This window comes from Micromonospora sp. PTRAS2, from assembly GCF_054052245.1.
The window spans coordinates 490,919-508,065 of the sequence record NZ_JBSWBU010000001.1 but is presented as its reverse complement, the minus strand read 5'-3'; the positions used below and the strand labels follow the sequence as shown (position 1 = coordinate 508,065).

Here is a 17,147-nt window from a genome sequence, read left to right as displayed (position 1 = left end):
GGGGTGGAACGGCCGGCGGGCCACATCCTCCATCGGCCCATGAGGGCCGTTCATATAACGCACCGCGGTGAGGGCGGGATGGGCGACCATCCCGCCCTCACTGTCGGTACGGGTCGTGGTCGAAGCGATGAACATCGCGCGCTGCGGCTGGCGCGAACGATCTACCTCGGATAACGTCCGCTCGATTCCGCAACCTCCCTCTTCCTGTCTCGGGGGATCAATGACCTCGTTCCACCGCTCGGCGCTGGCCCGCGTCGGTGCCGCGGCGCTGCTGGCCGCCGGTGGCCTCGCCACCGCCGCCGCCCCGGCGCAGGCGGCCGACCAGGCCGACCTGGCGCTCGTCCCGCTCAGCCAGAACCTGGCCCGGGGCGTGCAGGCAGCCAAGGCCAAGCCGTTCAAGTTCACCGTCGACAACACCCGCAGCTCGGCCGTGGCCCGCGACGTCCGGGTCACCGTGGAGACGAAGGGGCTGACCCAGCGGGTCGGCTTCGTCGTCCCGCAGGGCTGCGACGTCGCCGGCACCGCGTTCACCTGCCTGCTCGGCGACCTGGCCGGCGGCACCACGGAGGACTTCGGCATCCCGCTGTTCAGCGCGGGCCTCCGGGGCAAGGGCGGCGCGCTGAAGGTGACGGTCACCTCGGCGACCGCCGACCCGAACACCGACGACAACACCGAGACCGTCGACATCACCGTGACCCGCCCCGGCTACGACCTCACCTCCTGGGTGCAGGACGGGTACGCCAACGTCGTGGTCGACGGCGCGCAGAACAGCGAGCCGGACCTCAAGCCGATCCCGCGCGGCGGCACGGCCCCGCTGGACTGGGCGGTCTACAACGACGGCAGCCGCAGGGCGACGGGCATCTTCTACATGCTCACCCTGCCGGCGAAGGTCAGCTTCGCGAAGCTGCCCGAGAACTGCGTCGAGCAGGAGATCGGCGGGCTGGCCCAGGCGCTCTGCGAGGACTCCGGCGCGGTGGTGAAGCCGGGCCAGTACTACACCGACGACGTGCAGGTGAAGGTCGCCGACGACGCGGCCGAGCCGGTCCTGCGCCCCGGCGAGCTGTTCGCGTACGGGCTGGACGGGGCGGAGGGCGAGCCCGAGGAGGAGCCGCAGGTCGCCTCCTCGGCGCAGCGTCGCGCCTTCGCCGAGACGGACGAGGTCGACAACCAGGCCGTGTTCGACGTGTTCGTGGACCTGTCGGCCCAGCCCAGCCCCACCCCCACCCCGAGCGGTGAGCCGAGCGCCACGCCGACCGCGTCGCCCTCCGGGCAGCCGAGCGTCACCCCCTCGCCGACCACCGGCGGTGGCGGCGGCGGGCTGCCGGTGACCGGCGTGCAGGCCGGCCTGATCGGTGGCGTCGGCGCGGCCGTGCTGCTGGCCGGCGGCGTGCTGCTGGTGCTGGCCCGCCGTCGCCGGGTGGTGCTGGTCACGCCGGGCGACGAGAAGTCGACCGACTGACCCGGAGCACGACAGCCGGTCAGCGGCGATGCACGACGGTACGGGCGGGGTGGGCGACCACCCCGCCCGTACCGCGTCCGGGCGGCGGCTGGCAGAGTGGAGGGGTGAGCCGTACCCCGCAGGGCCAGCGCGCCAGCCTGGACAAGCAGCCGCACGAGGTCGCCGCGATGTTCGACGGGGTGGCGGCCCGCTACGACCTGACCAACACGGTCCTCTCCTTCGGGCAGGACCGCTCGTGGCGGCGGGCCACCCGGGCGGCCCTGGGGCTCGGCCCCGGCGACCGGGTGCTGGACGTGGGCGCGGGCACCGGCGTCTCCACGGAGGAGCTGTCCCAGTCCGGCGCGTACGCGGTCGGCGCCGACCTCTCCCTCGGCATGCTGCACGCCGGCAAGCGGTCCCGCCCGACGGTGCCGCTGCTGGCCGGGGACGCGCTGCGGCTGCCCTTCGCCGACGCCAGCTTCGACGCGGTGACCATCTCCTTCGCGCTGCGCAACGTGTCGGACACCGACGCAGCCCTGCGGGAGCTGGCCCGGGTCACCCGCCCCGGCGGCCGGCTGGTGGTCTGCGAGTTCAGCACCCCGGTCAACCCCGCGTTCCGGACGGTCTACCTGTCGTACCTGATGCGGTCGCTGCCGGCGGTGGCCCGCACGGTGTCGAGCAACCCGGAGGCGTACGTCTACCTGGCCGAGTCGATCCGGGCGTGGCCGGACCAGCCGGCCCTGGCCGGGCGGATCGGCGCGACCGGCTGGGAGCGGGTGGCGTGGCGCAACCTCACGGGCGGCGTCGTGGCGCTGCACCGCGCGACCCGCCGCGCCTGACCCGAGTCGCCCACACCTTTCCCAATTGTGGGGAAATAGTCCACTTTGCCGCTTAGGCTCGCGGCATGACCGGAGCGGATCAGGCGGGCGACGCGCCGCCGGACGACGACGCGGCGGAGTTGGTCGCCCAGCTCCGGGACCTGGCCGGTGCCGATCCCGCCGACGTGCGCCGCGTGGTGGCCGAGGTGCTGGCCGCGCTCGACCGGGTGGCCGGCGGCGCGCTGCGCGACCACCTGCCCGAGTCGATCCGGGCCGACGCCGGACTGGACGACGCGGCCGACACCCGGCTGGACGACACGGTCCCCGCCCCGCGCTGACGACCGAAGTGGACCTTTGTGGCCCTCACCTCGGCAAGTTAGGGCCACCTAACCGGGCGCGCGTGTTACGCCGGTCATAGACTCCACCCGACTGGCTTGTGAAGCATTTCACGAGCATGGGGAGGAGGCGCAGATGACCGCGGTGGAGAACGACGCCGACGTGATCGTCGTGGGCGCCGGTCCCGGCGGCTCGGCGACGGCATATCACCTGGCGCGGCACGGCGTGCGGGTGCTGCTGCTGGAGAAGACCGAGTTCCCCCGGGAGAAGGTCTGCGGCGACGGGCTGACCCCGCGCGCGGTCCGGCAGCTCATCCGGATGGGCGTGGACACCTCGACCGAGGCGGGCTGGCTGCACAACCGGGGCCTGCGCGTGATCGGCGGCGGCGTCCGACTGGAGCTGGACTGGCCCGACCTGGCCAGCTTCCCCAACTACGGCCTGGTCCGCACCCGGCTCGACTTCGACGACCTGCTCGCCCAGCGCGCCGTCTCGGCCGGGGCGAAGCTGCGCACCAGCGTGAACGTGACCGGCCCGGTGCTCGACGCCGACGACCGGGTGATCGGCGTGGTGGCCGAGGTCGGCCCGGAGAAGGAGCCCGCCACCTTCCGCGCGCCGCTGGTGGTCGCCGCCGACGGCGTCTCCGGCCGCTTCCCGCTCGCCCTCGGGCTGGCCAAGCGCGAGGACCGGCCGATCGGCGTGGCCGTCCGGCGCTACTACCGCTCGCCCGCCAAGCACGACGACGACTATCTGGAGTCGTGGCTGGAGCTGCGGGGCAAGGGCAACGGCGAGCTGCTGCCCGGCTACGGCTGGATCTTCGGCCTCGGCGACGGGCGGGTCAACGCCGGCCTGGGCATCCTCAACTCCTCCACCGCCTTCGGCAAGACCAACTACCGGCGGCTGCTGACCGACTGGCTGGCCAACACCCCCGAGGAGTGGGGGCTGACCGACGAGACGAACGCCGAGGGGCCGATCCTCGGCGCGGCGCTGCCGATGGGCTTCAACCGGGTGCCGCACTACACCCGGGGCGTCCTGCTGGTCGGTGACTCCGGCGGCATGGTCAACCCGTTCAACGGCGAGGGCATCGCGTACGCGATGGAGTCCGGCGAACTGGCCGCCGAGGTCGCGGTGCAGGCCCTCGCCCGGCCGGCCGGCGCCGAGCGGGAGCGGGCCCTGCTGGCGTACCCGCAGGAGCTGAAGGCCCGCTTCGGCGGCTACTACCGGCTCGGCGGCATCTTCGTGAAGCTGATCGGCCGCCCGGAGATCATGCGGGTCGCCACGAAGCACGGCATGCCGCACCCCGCCCTCATGCGCTTCGTGCTCAAGCTGCTGGCCAACCTGACCGACCCGCGCGGCGGGGACGCGATGGACCGGGTCATCAACGCGATGACGAAGGCGGCACCCGCCGTGTGAGCCGTCGGGCCGAGGTCGACGAGGACACCGGCCAGGCAGAGATCGACCCCCGCCGACAGCCGTCGTGAGGGACGTGAATAGTGTGATTTTGGCCCACCACCGCCGAGGGCAGGGAAGGACGAGCAGGAGACCACGATGACGCTCTCGCCTTACGCACCCATTATCGGGCTGTTCGCCCTCGCCGCGGCGTTCTCGCTGTTCTCCGTGGCCGCCGCCCGCTTCGCCGGCCCGCGCCGGTACAACAAGGCCAAGCTCGAGGCGTACGAGTGCGGCATCGAGCCCAGCCCGCAGCCCGTCGGGGGCGGCCGGTTCCCGATCAAGTTCTACCTGACGGCGATGCTCTTCATCGTCTTCGACATCGAGATCATCTTCCTCTACCCCTGGGCGGTCTCGTTCGACGCCCTGCCGATCTTCGGCTTCGTGGAGATGGTCCTGTTCATCGTCGCGGTCTTCGTCGCGTACGCCTATGTGTGGCGGCGCGGCGGCCTGGACTGGGACTGAGGGAGGTACGTCAGATGGGTATCGAGGAGAAGCTTCCCGCCGGCGTCCTGCTCACCTCCGTGGAGAAGCTGGTCAACTGGTCGCGGAAGTCGTCCGTCTGGGGCGCCACCTTCGGCCTGGCCTGCTGCGCCATCGAGATGATGGCCGCCGGTGGCCCGCACTACGACATGGGCCGCTGGGGCATGGAGGTGTTCCGCGCCTCGCCCCGCCAGGCGGACCTGATGATCGTCGCCGGCCGGGTGAGCCAGAAGATGGCCCCGGTCCTGCGCCAGATCTACGACCAGATGGCCGAGCCCCGCTGGGTGCTCTCGATGGGCGTCTGCGCCAGCAGCGGCGGCATGTTCAACAACTACGCCATCGTGCAGGGCGTCGACCACATCGTCCCGGTCGACATGTACCTCCCGGGCTGCCCGCCCCGGCCGGAGATGCTCATCGACGCGATCCTCAAGCTCCGCGAGAAGATCATGTATGAGCCGCTGGGCCCGAACGGCCGCAAGATGCTCCAGGCCCGCCAGGAGCGCGGCGACGTCCCCGTCGTGCCGTACGGCTCGATGCCCTCGTCGTACCGCAACGACAAGGCCCGGCGCGCCGAGTGGACCCGGGCGGTCCGCGAGGGGCGCGAGGAGCAGCTGCGGATCGAGAACTGGATGAACGCGCAGAACCACCTCCACCCGCACGGGGGCCCGAAGTGACCGCACCGAACGACAGGAACAGCACCGGCGGCGTGCCCGTGCCGGTGACGCCGGCCGGGGCTAGCAGCGGCGCGCCGGCCGAGCACCCGCCGTCCAGCCCGGCCGGGCGCGGCATGTTCGGCAACCAGGGCAGCGGCGACGTCTCCGGCTTCGGCGGCCTGGTCCGCCAGCAGCGGCCGATCGAGGAGACCCCCCGGCCGTACGGAGGCTACTTCGACGAGGTCCGCGACGCGCTGGAGGAGGCGTACCCGCACTTCGGCGACGCGATCGAGAAGGTCGTGGTCGACCGGGGCGAGCTGACCCTGCACGTGCGCCCGGAGCGCATCGCCGAGGTCTGCCAGGTGCTGCGCGACGACCTCGCGCTCCGCTTCGAGCTGTGCTCCTCGGTGTCCGGGGTGGACTACCTGGGCGCGGACGAGCGCCGACTGCACGTGGTCTACCAGCTCACCTCGATGACCTACCGCCGCCGGCTGCGGCTGGAGGCCGCGGTCTCCGTCGAGGCCCCGCACCTGCCGAGCGTCACCGCCGTCTACCCGACCGCCGACTGGCAGGAGCGGGAGGCGTACGACATGTTCGGCATCGTCTTCGACGGCCACCCCAACCTGACCCGGATCCTCATGCCGGACGACTGGGAGGGGCACCCGCAGCGCAAGGACTACCCGCTCGGCGGCGTGCCCGTCGAGTACAAGGGCGCGGAGATCCCGCCGCCGGACCGACGGAGGTCGTACCAGTGACGACGTCGAACTACGCCACCGAGCGCGAGACGACCGAGGGCAAGGTCTTCACCGTCACCGGTGGGGACTGGGACCAGGTGGTCTCCGGCACGGACCCGATCAACGACGAGCGGATCGTCGTCAACATGGGTCCGCAGCACCCGTCGACCCACGGCGTGCTCCGGCTGATTCTGGAGCTGGAGGGCGAGACCGTCCGCGAGGCCCGGTCGGTCGTCGGCTACCTGCACACGGGCATCGAGAAGAACCTCGAATACCGCAACTGGGTGCAGGGTTCGACGTTCGTGACCCGGATGGACTACCTCTCCCCGATCTTCAACGAGACGGCGTACAGCCTCGCGGTGGAGAAGCTGCTCGGCATCACCGACGACGTGACCGAGCGGGCCACCACGATCCGGGTCCTGATGATGGAGCTCAACCGGATCTCGTCGCACCTGGTCTGGCTGGCCACCACCGGCATGGAGCTGGGCGCGATCTCGATCATGCTGTACGGCTTCCGCGAGCGGGAGTACATCCTCGACATCTTCGAGACCATCACCGGCCTGCGGATGAACCACGCGTACGTCCGGCCGGGCGGCGTGGCGCAGGACGTCCCGGACGACGCGATCCGCAAGATCCGCGACTTCCTGAAGATGATGCCGAAGAAGCTCAAGGAGTACGAGGACCTCCTCTCCGGCCAGCCGATCTGGACCGAGCGCACCAAGCACGTGGCGGTGCTCGACGTGACCGCCTGCCTGGCGCTGGGCGTCACCGGCCCCGTGCTGCGCTCCGCCGGCCTCGCCTGGGACCTGCGCAAGACGATGCCGTACTGCGGCTACGAGTCCTACGAATTCGACGTGCCCACCCACCCGGACGGCGACGTCTGGGGCCGCTACCTGGTGCGGCTGGCCGAGATCCGGGAGTCGCTGAAGCTCGTCGAGCAGGCGCTGGACCGGCTCAAGCCGGGCCCGGTGATGGTGGCCGACCGCAAGATCGCCTGGCCGGCGCAGCTCGCCATCGGCGTGGACGGCATGGGCAACTCGCTGGAGCACGTCGCCAAGATCATGGGCCAGTCGATGGAGTCCCTGATCCACCACTTCAAGCTCGTCACCGAGGGCTTCCGGGTCCCGCCGGGCCAGGTGTACGTCGGCATCGAGTCGCCCCGGGGCGAGCTGGGCGTGCACGCGGTCTCCGACGGCGGCACCCGGCCCTACCGGGTGCACTACCGGGAGCCGAGCTTCGTCAACCTCCAGGCCCTCCCGGCGATGGCCGAGGGCGGCCTGATCGCCGACGTGATCGCCGGCGGCGCCTCGCTGGACCCCGTGATGGGTGGTTGTGACCGATGACGACGACTTTCACTGAGCAGACGCGGGAGCGGGCGCGCGAGATCATCGCCCGCTATCCGGCCGACCGGTCCCGGTCGGCGCTGCTGCCGCTGCTGCACCTGGTGCAGTCGGAGGAGGGGTACGTCTCCCCGGCCGGCGTCGAGTTCTGCGCCGAGGTGCTCGGCCTGAACAAGGCCCAGGTCGGCGCGGTCGCCACCTTCTACACGATGTACAAGCGCCGGCCGACCGGTGACTACCTGGTCAGCGTCTGCACCAACACGATGTGCAACGTGCTGGGCGGGCAGGAGGTCTACGACACCCTCGCCGAGCACCTGGGCGTCGGGCACGACGAGACCACCGCCGACGGCAAGGTCACCCTGGAGCACGCCGAGTGCCTCGCGGCCTGCGACTACGGCCCCGTCATGACGGTCAACTACGACTTCTTCGACGGCGTCGACCCGCAGACCGCGGTCGGGGTGGTCGAGGAGCTGCGGGCCGGCGGCCGGCCGATGCCGACCCGGGGCGCGCGGCTCTGCACGCTGAAGGAGATGTCGGTGCAGCTCGCCGGCTTCGCCGACGAGCGCGAGGGCGCGGTCGCCGACGGCGGCCCGGGCGAGCCCACCCTGCGGGGCCTGCGGCTGGCCGAGCAGCACGGCATCTCGGTGCCGGGCTACGACCCGAACACCCCGATCCGGAGCAAGGCCGAGGCCGACCGGGCCGCCGCCGAGGCGAAGGCCAAGGCGGACGCCGAGAAGGCGAAGGCCGAGGCCGAGAAGGCCGCCGCCGAGGCGAAGGCCCAGGCCGCGAAGCCGGCTCCGGCAGCCGAGCCCGAGCCCGCGCCGGCCGCGCCCGGGGTGGCGGTGCCGGTCGACGGGGCGCCCCCGGTCCCGCGCGACGCCCAGCAGGCCCAGGCCGCGGGCGCCGCCGCGAACCCGCCGGCCGGCGACCGCAAGCCCGCCGGCGACGACGCCGAAGCCCAGGAGCGCTCCCTCAAGGAAGCGGAGGCCCAGCAGTGACGACTCCCCGGCCGGAGACCCTGGCCAAGCTCACCCCCGTGCTCACCAAGCGTTGGCTGTCGCCGGACGCCTGGCGGATCGGCACCTACGAGAAGCTCGACGGCTACGCCGCCCTGCGCAAGGCGCTCAAGGCGCACCCGGACGACCTGATCCAGCTCATCAAGGACTCCGGGCTGCGCGGTCGCGGCGGCGCGGGCTTCCCGACCGGCCTGAAGTGGGGCTTCATCCCGCAGGGCGACGGCAAGCCGCACTACCTGGTGGTCAACGCCGACGAGGGCGAGCCGGGCACCTGCAAGGACCTGCCGCTGATGACCCACGACCCGCACTCGCTGGTCGAGGGCGTGATCATCGGGTCGTACGCGATCCGGGCCAGCCGGGCGTACATCTACATCCGGGGCGAGGCGGTGCACGCCGCGCGCCGGCTGCGCAGCGCCGTCCAGGAGGCGTACGCCAAGGGCTACCTCGGGCGCAACATCCTCGGCTCCGGGTTCGACCTGGACCTGGTGGTGCACTCGGGCGCGGGGGCGTACATCTGCGGTGAGGAGACCGCGCTGCTGGACTCGCTGGAGGGCTTCCGGGGCCAGCCCCGGCTGCGCCCGCCGTTCCCGGCGACCCACGGCCTGTACGCCAGCCCCACCGTGGTCAACAACGTCGGCACCATCGCCAGCGTGCCGTACATCGTGCTCGGCGGGGCCGACTGGTGGAAGACCATGGGCACGGAGAAGTCGTCCGGGCCGATGATCTACTCGCTCTCCGGCCGGGTCGCCAACCCCGGCCAGTACGAGTGCACGATGGGCGTCACGCTGCGCGAGTTGCTGGAGCTGGCCGGCGGGATGCAGCCGGGCCACAACCTGCGGTTCTGGACCCCGGGCGGCTCGTCCACCCCGCTGCTCACTGCCGAGCACCTGGACGTGCCGCTGGACTTCGAGGGGGTGGCGGCGGCCGGCTCGATCCTGGGCACCACGGCCACCCAGCTCTTCTCCGACCAGGACTGCCCGGTCTACGCGACCTACCGGTGGCTGGAGTTCTACCACCACGAGTCGTGCGGCAAGTGCACCCCGTGCCGCGAGGGCAACTACTGGATGGTCCGGGTCTACCGGCGGATCCTCGCCGGCCAGGGCACCCACGAGGACCTGGACACCCTGCTCGACACCTGCGACAACATCCTCGGCCGCTCGTTCTGCGGCCTGGGTGACGGTGCGACCAGCTCGGTGACCTCGTCGCTGAAGTACTTCAAGCAGGACTACCTCGACTACATCGAGGGACGTACCGCGCCGAAGCTGTCGGACAAGCAGCTGGTGGGAGCGCACTAATGACCGACGTAGCGAAGCAGACCGAGACCGTCACCCTCACGATCGACGGCGTCGAGGTCACCGCACCCAAGGGTGCGCTGCTGATCCGGGTCGCCGAGCAGCTGGGCACCGAGATCCCGCGCTTCTGCGACCACCCGCTGCTGGCCCCGGCCGGCGCGTGCCGGCAGTGCCTGGTCGAGGTGGAGGGCCAGCGCAAGCCGGTGGCCTCCTGCACCCAGACCGTCGCCGAGGGCATGGTGGTGCGCACCCAGCTCACCTCGCCGGTCGCCAAGAAGGCGCAGGAGGGGGTCATGGAGCTGCTGCTCATGAACCACCCCCTCGACTGCCCGATGTGTGACAAGGGCGGCGAGTGCCCGCTGCAGAACCAGGCGATGTCCACCGGCCGCACGGACTCCCGGTTCCACGAGCACAAGCGGGAGTACCCCAAGCCGCTGCCGATCAGCACCCAGGTGCTGCTCGACCGCGAGCGCTGCGTGCTCTGCCAGCGCTGCACCCGGTTCTCCGAGGAGATCGCGGGCGACAAGTTCATCGACCTAATGGGCCGGTCGTCCGCCGAGGAGATCAACATCTACCGGGACGAGGAGTACGGCGCGGAGGCCGGCGAGGACAGCGGCGACGTCCCGTTCAACTCCTACTTCTCCGGCAACACCGTGCAGATCTGCCCGGTGGGCGCGCTGACCGGCGCGCAGTACCGGTTCCGGGCCCGCCCGTTCGACCTGGTCTCCAGCCCCAGCGTCTGCGAGCACTGCTCGGCCGGCTGCGCCCAGCGCACCGACTGGCGGCGCGGCAAGGTGCTGCGCCGGCTGGCCGGCGACGACCCGCAGGTCAACGAGGAGTGGAACTGCGACAAGGGCCGCTGGGGCTTCCAGTACACCCGCGCGTTCGACCGGATCACCAACCCGCTCGTGCGCGACGCCGAGACCGGTGAGCTGCGCGAGGCGTCGTGGAGCGAGGCGCTGACCGTCGCCGCCGAGGGGCTGGCCGCAGCCCGGGACTCCGCCCGGGGCACGGCGGTGCTGACCGGCGGCCGGCTCACCGTCGAGGACGCCTACGCGTACGCGAAGTTCGCCCGGGTCGCCCTGCGCACCAACGACATCGACTTCCGGGCCCGGCCGGTCTCCCGCGAGGAGTCCGACTTCCTGGCCAGCTCCGTCGCCGGGCGCACCGACGTCACCTACGCGGACGTGGAGAACGCCCCCGCCGTGGTGCTCGTCGGCCTGGAGCCGGAGGAGGAGTGCCCGATCCTCTTCCTGCGGCTGCGCAAGGCGTACCTGAAGAAGAAGCTGACGGTGTACGCGATCGCGCCGTTCGCCACCCGCGGCCTGGAGAAGCTCGGGGCCAAGCTGGCCCGGGTGGTGCCGGGCGAGGAGGCGAGCGTGCTCGCCGAGCACGCCACGGTGGCCGAGGCACTGAGCACCCCCGGCGCGATCCTGATCGTCGGCGAGCGGCTGGGCGAGGTGCCCGGCGGCCTGTCGGCGGCGGCGGACGTGGCCCGGCGTACGGGCGCGAAGCTGGCCTGGGTGCCGCGGCGCGCGGGCGACCGGGGCGCGGTCGACGCGGGCTGCCTGCCTAACCTGCTCCCCGGCGGCCGTCCGGTCACCGAGCCGGCCGCGCGGGCCGAGCTGGGCGAGGCGTGGGACATCCCGGCCGGCGTGATCCCGAGCCAGGCCGGCCGGGACACCGACGCCATCCTCGCGGCGGCGGCGGGCGACCAGCTCGGCGCGCTGGTGGTCGCCGGCGTCGACCCGGCCGACCTGGCCGACCCCCGGCTGGCCGAGCAGGCCCTGGACACGGTGCCGTTCCTGGTCAGCCTGGAGCTGCGGATGAGCGCGGTGGCCCGCCGGGCCGACGTGGTCCTCCCGGTCGCCCCGGTGGTCGAGAAGGCCGGCAGTTTCCTGGACTGGGAGGGTCGCCTGCGGCCCTTCGAGGCGGTCCTGCACACCGCCGCGATGACCGACGGCCGGGTGCTCGACGCCCTCGCCGCGCTGCTCGACGTGCAGCTCGGCACCGGCGACGTGCTCAGCGTCCGCCGCGAGCTGGGCAGCCTGCCGCCGACCCGGGCCGACCGGCCGTCCACGCCGTCGGTGCAGCCGGCCACGGTGCCGCAGCCCGACGCCGGGGAGGCCGTGCTGGCCACCTGGCACCAGCTCGTCGACCTGGGCAGCCTGACCGACGGCGACGAGCACCTCGGCGGCACCGCCCGCCCGCCGGTGGCCCGGCTGGGCAAGGGCACCGCGGAGGCCCTCGGCGTCGCCGACGGCGACCCGGTGACGGTGGGCACCGACCGGGGGGCCATCACCCTGCCGGCGGCGATCACCGAGATGCCCGACGGCGTCGTCTGGCTGCCGACCAACTCACCCGGCTCCACCGTCCGGCGCGGCCTCGGCGCGACGTCCGGCACGGTGGTGCGGATCTCCGCCGCCACGGCGACCGGACCGGCCCCGGCCGGCGAGGTCGCCGCCGACGCGGCCGGCCGCCCGGGTCCCCTCCTCAACTCCGGGGGTGTTTCCCAGTGAACGCGGTCTACCTCGCGCAGGACCCGACGCTGGCCGACTTCGGCAAGGACCCGTGGTGGCTGGTCCTGATCAAGGTCCTGTTCGCCTTCGTCTTCGGCCTGCTGGCCACGCTGCTCGGCGTCTGGTTCGAGCGGCGGGTCGTCGGCTACATGCAGGTGCGGCCCGGCCCCAACCAGGTCGGCCCGTTCGGCCTGCTGCAGACCCTCGCCGACGGCCTGAAGATGGCCTTCAAGGAGGACATCCTCCCGAAGGCGGCGGACAAGGTCGTCTACTTCTTCGCCCCGGTCATCTCGGTGGTCTGCGCGGTCACCGCGCTGTCGGTGATCCCGTTCGGCCCGATGGTGAGCATCTTCGGCCACCGGACGCCGCTGCAGGTCACCGACGTGCCGGTGGCGGTGCTGGTGCTGCTGGCCTGCTCGTCGCTGGCCGTCTACGGCATCGTGCTCGGCGGCTGGGCGTCCGGTTCGACGTACCCGCTGCTCGGCGGCCTGCGCTCCAGCGCCCAGATGATCTCGTACGAGGTCGCGATGGGGCTGAGCATCGTGGCGGTGTTCATGACCGCGGGGACGATGTCGACCAGCGGGATCGTCGCCGCCCAGGGCGACGCCACCCGGTTCACCATCGCCGGCGTCGAGGTGCCGGCCCCCGGCTGGTACGCGATCCTGCTGCTGCCGAGCTTCATCATCTTCTTCATCGCCACCGTCGGTGAGACCAACCGGGCGCCGTTCGACCTCCCCGAGGCCGAGTCGGAGCTGGTCGCCGGCTTCATGACGGAATACAGCTCGCTGAAGTTCGCGCTCTTCATGCTCAGCGAGTACGTGGCGATGGTGACCATGTCCGCGGTCACCACGACGCTGTTCCTCGGCGGCTGGCGGGCCCCCTGGCCGATCACGCTGTGGGCGGACGCCAACACCGGCTGGTGGCCGATGCTCTGGTTCTTCGGCAAGGTCCTGGCGCTGGTCTTCGTCTTCGTCTGGCTGCGGGGCACCCTGCCCCGGCTCCGCTACGACCAGTTCATGCGGTTCGGCTGGAAGGTGCTGCTGCCGATCAACCTGGTCTGGATCCTGGTCCTGGCCGGCCTGCGCTCGATCGAGGGCTGGCAGACCCGGGACCGGCTGCTCGCCACGGGCCTCGGCGCAGGTGTGCTGCTGCTGGTGACGCTGCTGTGGCCGAGCCGCAAGAAGGAGCCGCGGCCGACGCTGCAGGAGCAGGTCAACAGCCGCCCGCACGGCAGCTTCCCGCTGCCACCGATGGACCTGCAAGTGCCACCGAGCCCGCGCACCAAGCGCGTGGTCGCCGAGCGGGAGCCGGCCAACATCGCCGCCGGCTCGGACTCCAGGGAGGTGTGACGTGGGCGCGATCACCGGAACGTTCAAGGGCTTCGGGGTCACCTTCTCGCACATGTTCAGGAAGGTCGTCACGACCGACTACCCGTTCAAGCCGCCGGTCTCGGCGCCGCGCTACCACGGGCGGCACATCCTCAACCGGCACCCGGACGGCCTGGAGAAGTGCATCGGCTGCGAGCTGTGCGCCTGGGCCTGCCCGGCCGACGCGATCTACGTCGAGGGTGGGGACAACACCGAAGAGAACCGGCTGTCCCCGGGTGAGCGGCACGCGTCGATCTACCAGATCAACTACGCCCGCTGCATCTTCTGCGGGCTCTGCATCGAGGCCTGCCCGACCCGGTCGCTCACCATGAGCAACGAGTACGAGCTGGCCCGGGACAACCGGCAGGACCTGATCTTCACGAAGGAGCAGCTGCTCGCGCCGCTGCTGCCGGGCATGGAGCAGCCGCCGCACCCGATGCGGCTCGGCGACAGCGAGAAGGACTACTACGTCGGCGCGCTGAGCAACCCGGGCACGTCGGCCGGTGCCGAGCACGCGGCGAACAGCCCGGGTCGCTACCAGGTCGAGGAGCACCCCGGGGTGACCTTCCCCGGCGCCGAGCAGCAGGCCCAGCGGGCGGCGGCGGGCAAGGGGGACGAGGCATGACCACGCAGACGGTGCTCGCCGCGGCGGGCGGGGTCTCCGGCGGCGAGGAGGTCACCTTCTGGATCCTCGCCCCGCTGGCGCTGCTCGGCGCGATCGGCATGATCGCGGCCCGCAACGCCGTGCACTCGGCGCTCTGGCTGGTGCTGACGATGCTCTGCCTGGGCGTCTTCTACGTCCTGCAGGCCGGGCCGTTCATCGGCATGGTGCAGATCATCGTCTACACCGGCGCGATCATGATGCTCTTCCTGTTCGTGCTGATGCTGGTCGGCCGGGACGCCTCGGACTCACTGATCGAGACCCTGCGCGGCCAGCGGGTCGCCGCCGTGGTGCTCGGGCTCGGCTTCGCCGGCCTGGTCGGCGGCGGCCTCTACCGGGGCCTCGGTGGCGTCTCGGCGGTCGGCCTGGAGCAGGCCAACGCCGAGGGCAACGTGCAGGGCATCGCCCGGCTGCTGTTCACCAAGTACGTCTTCGCCTTCGAGCTGACGTCGGCGCTGCTGATCACCGCGGCGGTCGGCGCGATGGTGCTGGCGCACATCGAGCGGCGGCGGGAGGACAAGATGGACCAGATCGCCACCATGAAGGCCCGCTTCGCCCCGGGCAACTACCCCGGCCCGAAGCCCGGCCCGGGTGTCTTCGCCACCTCGTCCTCGGTGGCCACGCCGGCCCGCCTGCCCGACGGCCGGCTGACCGAGCGCAGCATCCCGGAGATCCTGCCGGCCCGGGAGCTGACCGCCGAGGAGACCACGCTGAAGGGGACGGACCGATGACCCCGGACTACTACCTGGTGCTCGCCGCGGTGCTGTTCACCATCGGTGCGGTGGGGGTGCTCGTCCGCCGGAACGCGATCGTGCTGTTCATGTGCGTCGAGCTGATGCTGAACGCGGCCAACCTGACCCTGGTCACCTTCAGCCGGATCAACGGTGACCTGAACGGCCAGATCATGTCGTTCTTCGTGATGGTGGTGGCCGCGGCGGAGGTCGTGGTCGGCCTCGCGATCATCATGTCCATCTTCCGGACCCGGCGCTCGGCCAGCGTCGACGACGCCAACCTGCTGAAGTACTAAGGGGCCCTGCGGTGGGAACGATTCTGATGAACGCCCCGGCTGAGCCGGCAGGTGACGTCGCCTACGCTGCGGCGAGCGGCCTGCTGGGCAGCTTCTGGCTGCTGGTGGCGATTCCGCTGGCCAGCGCGGCGGTCCTGCTGCTGCTGGGCCGGCGGGCCGACCGGTGGGGGCACTGGCTCGGGGTGGCCGCGATCGGGGCCTCCTTCGTGCTCGGCCTGACCTACTTCTTCCAGCTCCGTGGCCTGGAGAACAAGTCGGCGGAGCTGAGCCTGTGGGACTTCATCGCCGTCGGTGACCTGCACGTGGACTTCGGCCTGCTGTTCGACCCGCTGGCCGCGGTCTTCGTCCTGCTGATCACCGGGGTGGGTTTCCTGATCCACCTGTACGCGGTCGAGTACATGGCGCACGACGAGGGTCGGCGGCGGTTCTTCGCCTACTTCAACCTCTTCGTCGCCGCGATGCTCCTGCTGGTGCTCGGCAACAACTACGTGATGCTCTACTTCGGCTGGGAGGGCGTCGGCCTGGCGTCGTACCTGCTGATCTCCTTCTGGTACGGCCGGCCGAGCGCGGCCACCGCCGGCAAGAAGGCGTTCCTGATGAACCGGGTCGGCGACGCCGGCCTGGCCATCGGCATCTTCATCATGTTCGCCACCCTCGGCACCACCCAGTACGACGAGGTGTTCAACGGGGTCGGCTCGCTGACCGGCACCACGGTGCTGGTGCTCGGCCTGCTGCTGCTGCTCGGCGCGGCCGGCAAGTCCGGCCAGTTCCCGCTGCAGGCGTGGCTGCCGGACGCGATGGAGGGCCCGACCCCGGTGTCGGCGCTCATCCACGCCGCCACCATGGTCACCGCCGGCGTCTACCTGATCGCCCGGTCCAACCCGGTCTTCTCGGCCAACTCGACGCTCCAGCTCGTGGTGGTCAGCGTCGGCGCGCTGACCCTGCTGCTCGGCTGCATCATCGGCGCGGCCAAGGACGACATCAAGCGGGTGCTGGCCTGGTCGACGGTCAGCCAGATCGGCTACATGTTCCTCGGCGTCGGCCTCGGCGGCGGGGCGTACGCCCTGGCGATCATCCACCTGCTGGCGCACGGCTTCTTCAAGGCCAACATGTTCCTCGGCGCCGGCTCGGTCATGCACGGCATGAACGACCAGGTGGACATCCGCCGCTTCGGCGGGCTGTCGAAGTACATGAAGGTCACCTGGATCACGTTCATGATGGGCTGGCTGGCCATCATCGGCCTGCCGCCGCTGTCCGGCTACTTCTCCAAGGAGCCGATCATCGTCGCCGCCTTCACGCGCGACGACTGGACGGCGTGGCTGTTCGGCGGCGCGGCGCTGCTCGGCGCGGGGCTCACCGCGTTCTACATGACCCGGCTGTTCGTCCTCACCTTCCACGGCCCGAAGCGGTGGACCGAGGACATCGAGCACCCGCACGAGTCGCCGAAGCTGATGACGATCCCGCTGATCCTGCTGGCGATCGGCTCGGTGGTCGCCGGTGGCCTGATGGTGTGGAACGACGGCCTGGCCTCCTGGCTGACGCCGGTGCTCGGCGAGGCCGGCGAGGAGCACCACGCCGTGCTGTCGCACACGGTGATCACGATCCTGTCGCTGGTCGTCACGATCGCCGGGGCCGGGCTCGCCTGGTCGCTGTTCCGCAACGGCACGGCCACCGAGCCGCAGCCGGCGGGTGTGCTGGTCACCGCCGCCCGGCGCAACCTCTACACCGACGCCTTCAACGAGGCGGTCTTCGAGAAGCCGGGGATCTTCCTCACCCGGGCGCTGGTCTTCCTCGACAACCGGGGCATCGACGGGCTGGTCAACGGCCTCGCCGCCGCCGTGGGCGGGGGCTCCGGCCGACTCCGGCGGCTGCAGACCGGCTTCGTCCGGTCGTACGCGACGTCCATCCTGACCGGCGCGCTGCTGGTGGTGGCGGCGTTCCTGGCCGTGCAGGCGGGGTGGCTGGCGTGATCGACCTCTCTACGGCCGCCCCCGCCGGCGGACCACGCAGTGACGAC

At 71.6% G+C, this 17,147-nt stretch carries 16 protein-coding genes; all 16 read left to right on the top strand.

From position 1 onward, the window contains the following. Window positions 1-220: 220 nt before the first annotated feature. Window positions 221-1,459: a cell wall anchor protein gene (locus ACVMYR_RS02405; protein ID WP_457121007.1), complete on the top strand. Its 1,239-nt coding sequence runs from the start codon at window positions 221-223 to the stop codon at window positions 1,457-1,459. A 104-nt stretch (window positions 1,460-1,563) separates the two neighbouring features. Continuing rightward, window positions 1,564-2,277, top strand: coding sequence for a demethylmenaquinone methyltransferase (locus ACVMYR_RS02400; protein WP_396727478.1), 714 nt, complete (start codon window positions 1,564-1,566; stop codon window positions 2,275-2,277). Between the two features lie 65 nt (window positions 2,278-2,342). Beyond that, window positions 2,343-2,594 (top strand): hypothetical protein, encoded by a 252-nt coding sequence (locus ACVMYR_RS02395; protein WP_077935667.1) that lies wholly within the window; start codon window positions 2,343-2,345, stop codon window positions 2,592-2,594. Between the two features lie 133 nt (window positions 2,595-2,727). Continuing rightward, window positions 2,728-4,002, top strand: a complete 1,275-nt coding sequence (locus ACVMYR_RS02390; RefSeq protein WP_077935668.1) for a geranylgeranyl reductase family protein — start codon at window positions 2,728-2,730, stop codon at window positions 4,000-4,002. 135 nt (window positions 4,003-4,137) lie between these two features. After that, window positions 4,138-4,503 carry an NADH-quinone oxidoreductase subunit A gene (locus ACVMYR_RS02385; RefSeq protein WP_043961418.1) on the top strand — a complete coding sequence of 122 codons (366 nt, stop codon included), beginning with the start codon at window positions 4,138-4,140 and terminating at the stop codon, window positions 4,501-4,503. A gap of 14 nt (window positions 4,504-4,517) precedes the next feature. Further along, a complete protein-coding gene (locus ACVMYR_RS02380; RefSeq protein WP_007074124.1) occupies window positions 4,518-5,195 on the top strand; it encodes a NuoB/complex I 20 kDa subunit family protein in 678 nt (225 codons plus the stop codon). Continuing rightward, the gene (locus ACVMYR_RS02375) at window positions 5,192-5,929 is read left to right on the top strand and encodes an NADH-quinone oxidoreductase subunit C (protein ID WP_077935669.1); all 738 of its coding nucleotides are present in this window, start codon (window positions 5,192-5,194) and stop codon (window positions 5,927-5,929) included. Before ACVMYR_RS02380 ends, ACVMYR_RS02375 begins: the two co-directional genes overlap by 4 nt. Beyond that, complete coding sequence (locus ACVMYR_RS02370; RefSeq protein WP_091279494.1) at window positions 5,926-7,251, top strand: NADH-quinone oxidoreductase subunit D; 1,326 nt, start codon at window positions 5,926-5,928, stop codon at window positions 7,249-7,251. The genes ACVMYR_RS02375 and ACVMYR_RS02370 overlap by 4 nt, the downstream gene beginning before the upstream one ends. Further along, entirely contained in the window at window positions 7,248-8,246 is a 999-nt protein-coding gene (gene nuoE, locus ACVMYR_RS02365; RefSeq protein ID WP_353899861.1) for an NADH-quinone oxidoreductase subunit NuoE, read from the top strand. The genes ACVMYR_RS02370 and nuoE overlap by 4 nt, the downstream gene beginning before the upstream one ends. Further along, on the top strand, window positions 8,243-9,559 hold the full coding sequence (gene nuoF / locus ACVMYR_RS02360; RefSeq protein WP_043961427.1) for an NADH-quinone oxidoreductase subunit NuoF: 1,317 nt from the start codon (window positions 8,243-8,245) through the stop codon (window positions 9,557-9,559). Before nuoE ends, nuoF begins: the two co-directional genes overlap by 4 nt. Next, window positions 9,559-12,075 carry an NADH-quinone oxidoreductase subunit G gene (locus ACVMYR_RS02355; protein WP_457121006.1) on the top strand — a complete coding sequence of 839 codons (2,517 nt, stop codon included), beginning with the start codon at window positions 9,559-9,561 and terminating at the stop codon, window positions 12,073-12,075. Before nuoF ends, ACVMYR_RS02355 begins: the two co-directional genes overlap by 1 nt. Then, on the top strand, window positions 12,072-13,424 hold the full coding sequence (gene nuoH / locus ACVMYR_RS02350; protein ID WP_077935673.1) for an NADH-quinone oxidoreductase subunit NuoH: 1,353 nt from the start codon (window positions 12,072-12,074) through the stop codon (window positions 13,422-13,424). The genes ACVMYR_RS02355 and nuoH overlap by 4 nt, the downstream gene beginning before the upstream one ends. A 1-nt stretch (window position 13,425) precedes the next feature. After that, window positions 13,426-14,067, top strand: a complete 642-nt coding sequence (gene nuoI, locus ACVMYR_RS02345; RefSeq protein WP_074475428.1) for an NADH-quinone oxidoreductase subunit NuoI — start codon at window positions 13,426-13,428, stop codon at window positions 14,065-14,067. Next, on the top strand, window positions 14,064-14,834 hold the full coding sequence (locus tag ACVMYR_RS02340) for an NADH-quinone oxidoreductase subunit J (protein ID WP_077935674.1): 771 nt from the start codon (window positions 14,064-14,066) through the stop codon (window positions 14,832-14,834). Before nuoI ends, ACVMYR_RS02340 begins: the two co-directional genes overlap by 4 nt. Beyond that, window positions 14,831-15,130, top strand: coding sequence for an NADH-quinone oxidoreductase subunit NuoK (gene nuoK, locus ACVMYR_RS02335; protein ID WP_007074133.1), 300 nt, complete (start codon window positions 14,831-14,833; stop codon window positions 15,128-15,130). Before ACVMYR_RS02340 ends, nuoK begins: the two co-directional genes overlap by 4 nt. A gap of 26 nt (window positions 15,131-15,156) precedes the next feature. Next, window positions 15,157-17,100, top strand: a complete 1,944-nt coding sequence (nuoL, locus tag ACVMYR_RS02330; protein WP_077935675.1) for an NADH-quinone oxidoreductase subunit L — start codon at window positions 15,157-15,159, stop codon at window positions 17,098-17,100. Window positions 17,101-17,147 lie beyond the last annotated feature (47 nt).

Coding starts and splice junctions, on each gene's coding strand:
- ACVMYR_RS02405 (WP_457121007.1), top strand. CDS start 221: ATGACCTCGTTCCACCGCTCGGCGCTGGCCCGCGTCGGTGCCGCGGCG.
- ACVMYR_RS02395 (WP_077935667.1), top strand. CDS start 2,343: ATGACCGGAGCGGATCAGGCGGGCGACGCGCCGCCGGACGACGACGCG.
- ACVMYR_RS02390 (WP_077935668.1), top strand. CDS start 2,728: ATGACCGCGGTGGAGAACGACGCCGACGTGATCGTCGTGGGCGCCGGT.
- ACVMYR_RS02385 (WP_043961418.1), top strand. CDS start 4,138: ATGACGCTCTCGCCTTACGCACCCATTATCGGGCTGTTCGCCCTCGCC.
- ACVMYR_RS02380 (WP_007074124.1), top strand. CDS start 4,518: ATGGGTATCGAGGAGAAGCTTCCCGCCGGCGTCCTGCTCACCTCCGTG.
- nuoE (WP_353899861.1), top strand. CDS start 7,248: ATGACGACGACTTTCACTGAGCAGACGCGGGAGCGGGCGCGCGAGATC.
- ACVMYR_RS02355 (WP_457121006.1), top strand. CDS start 9,559: ATGACCGACGTAGCGAAGCAGACCGAGACCGTCACCCTCACGATCGAC.
- ACVMYR_RS02340 (WP_077935674.1), top strand. CDS start 14,064: ATGACCACGCAGACGGTGCTCGCCGCGGCGGGCGGGGTCTCCGGCGGC.
- nuoK (WP_007074133.1), top strand. CDS start 14,831: ATGACCCCGGACTACTACCTGGTGCTCGCCGCGGTGCTGTTCACCATC.
- nuoL (WP_077935675.1), top strand. CDS start 15,157: ATGAACGCCCCGGCTGAGCCGGCAGGTGACGTCGCCTACGCTGCGGCG.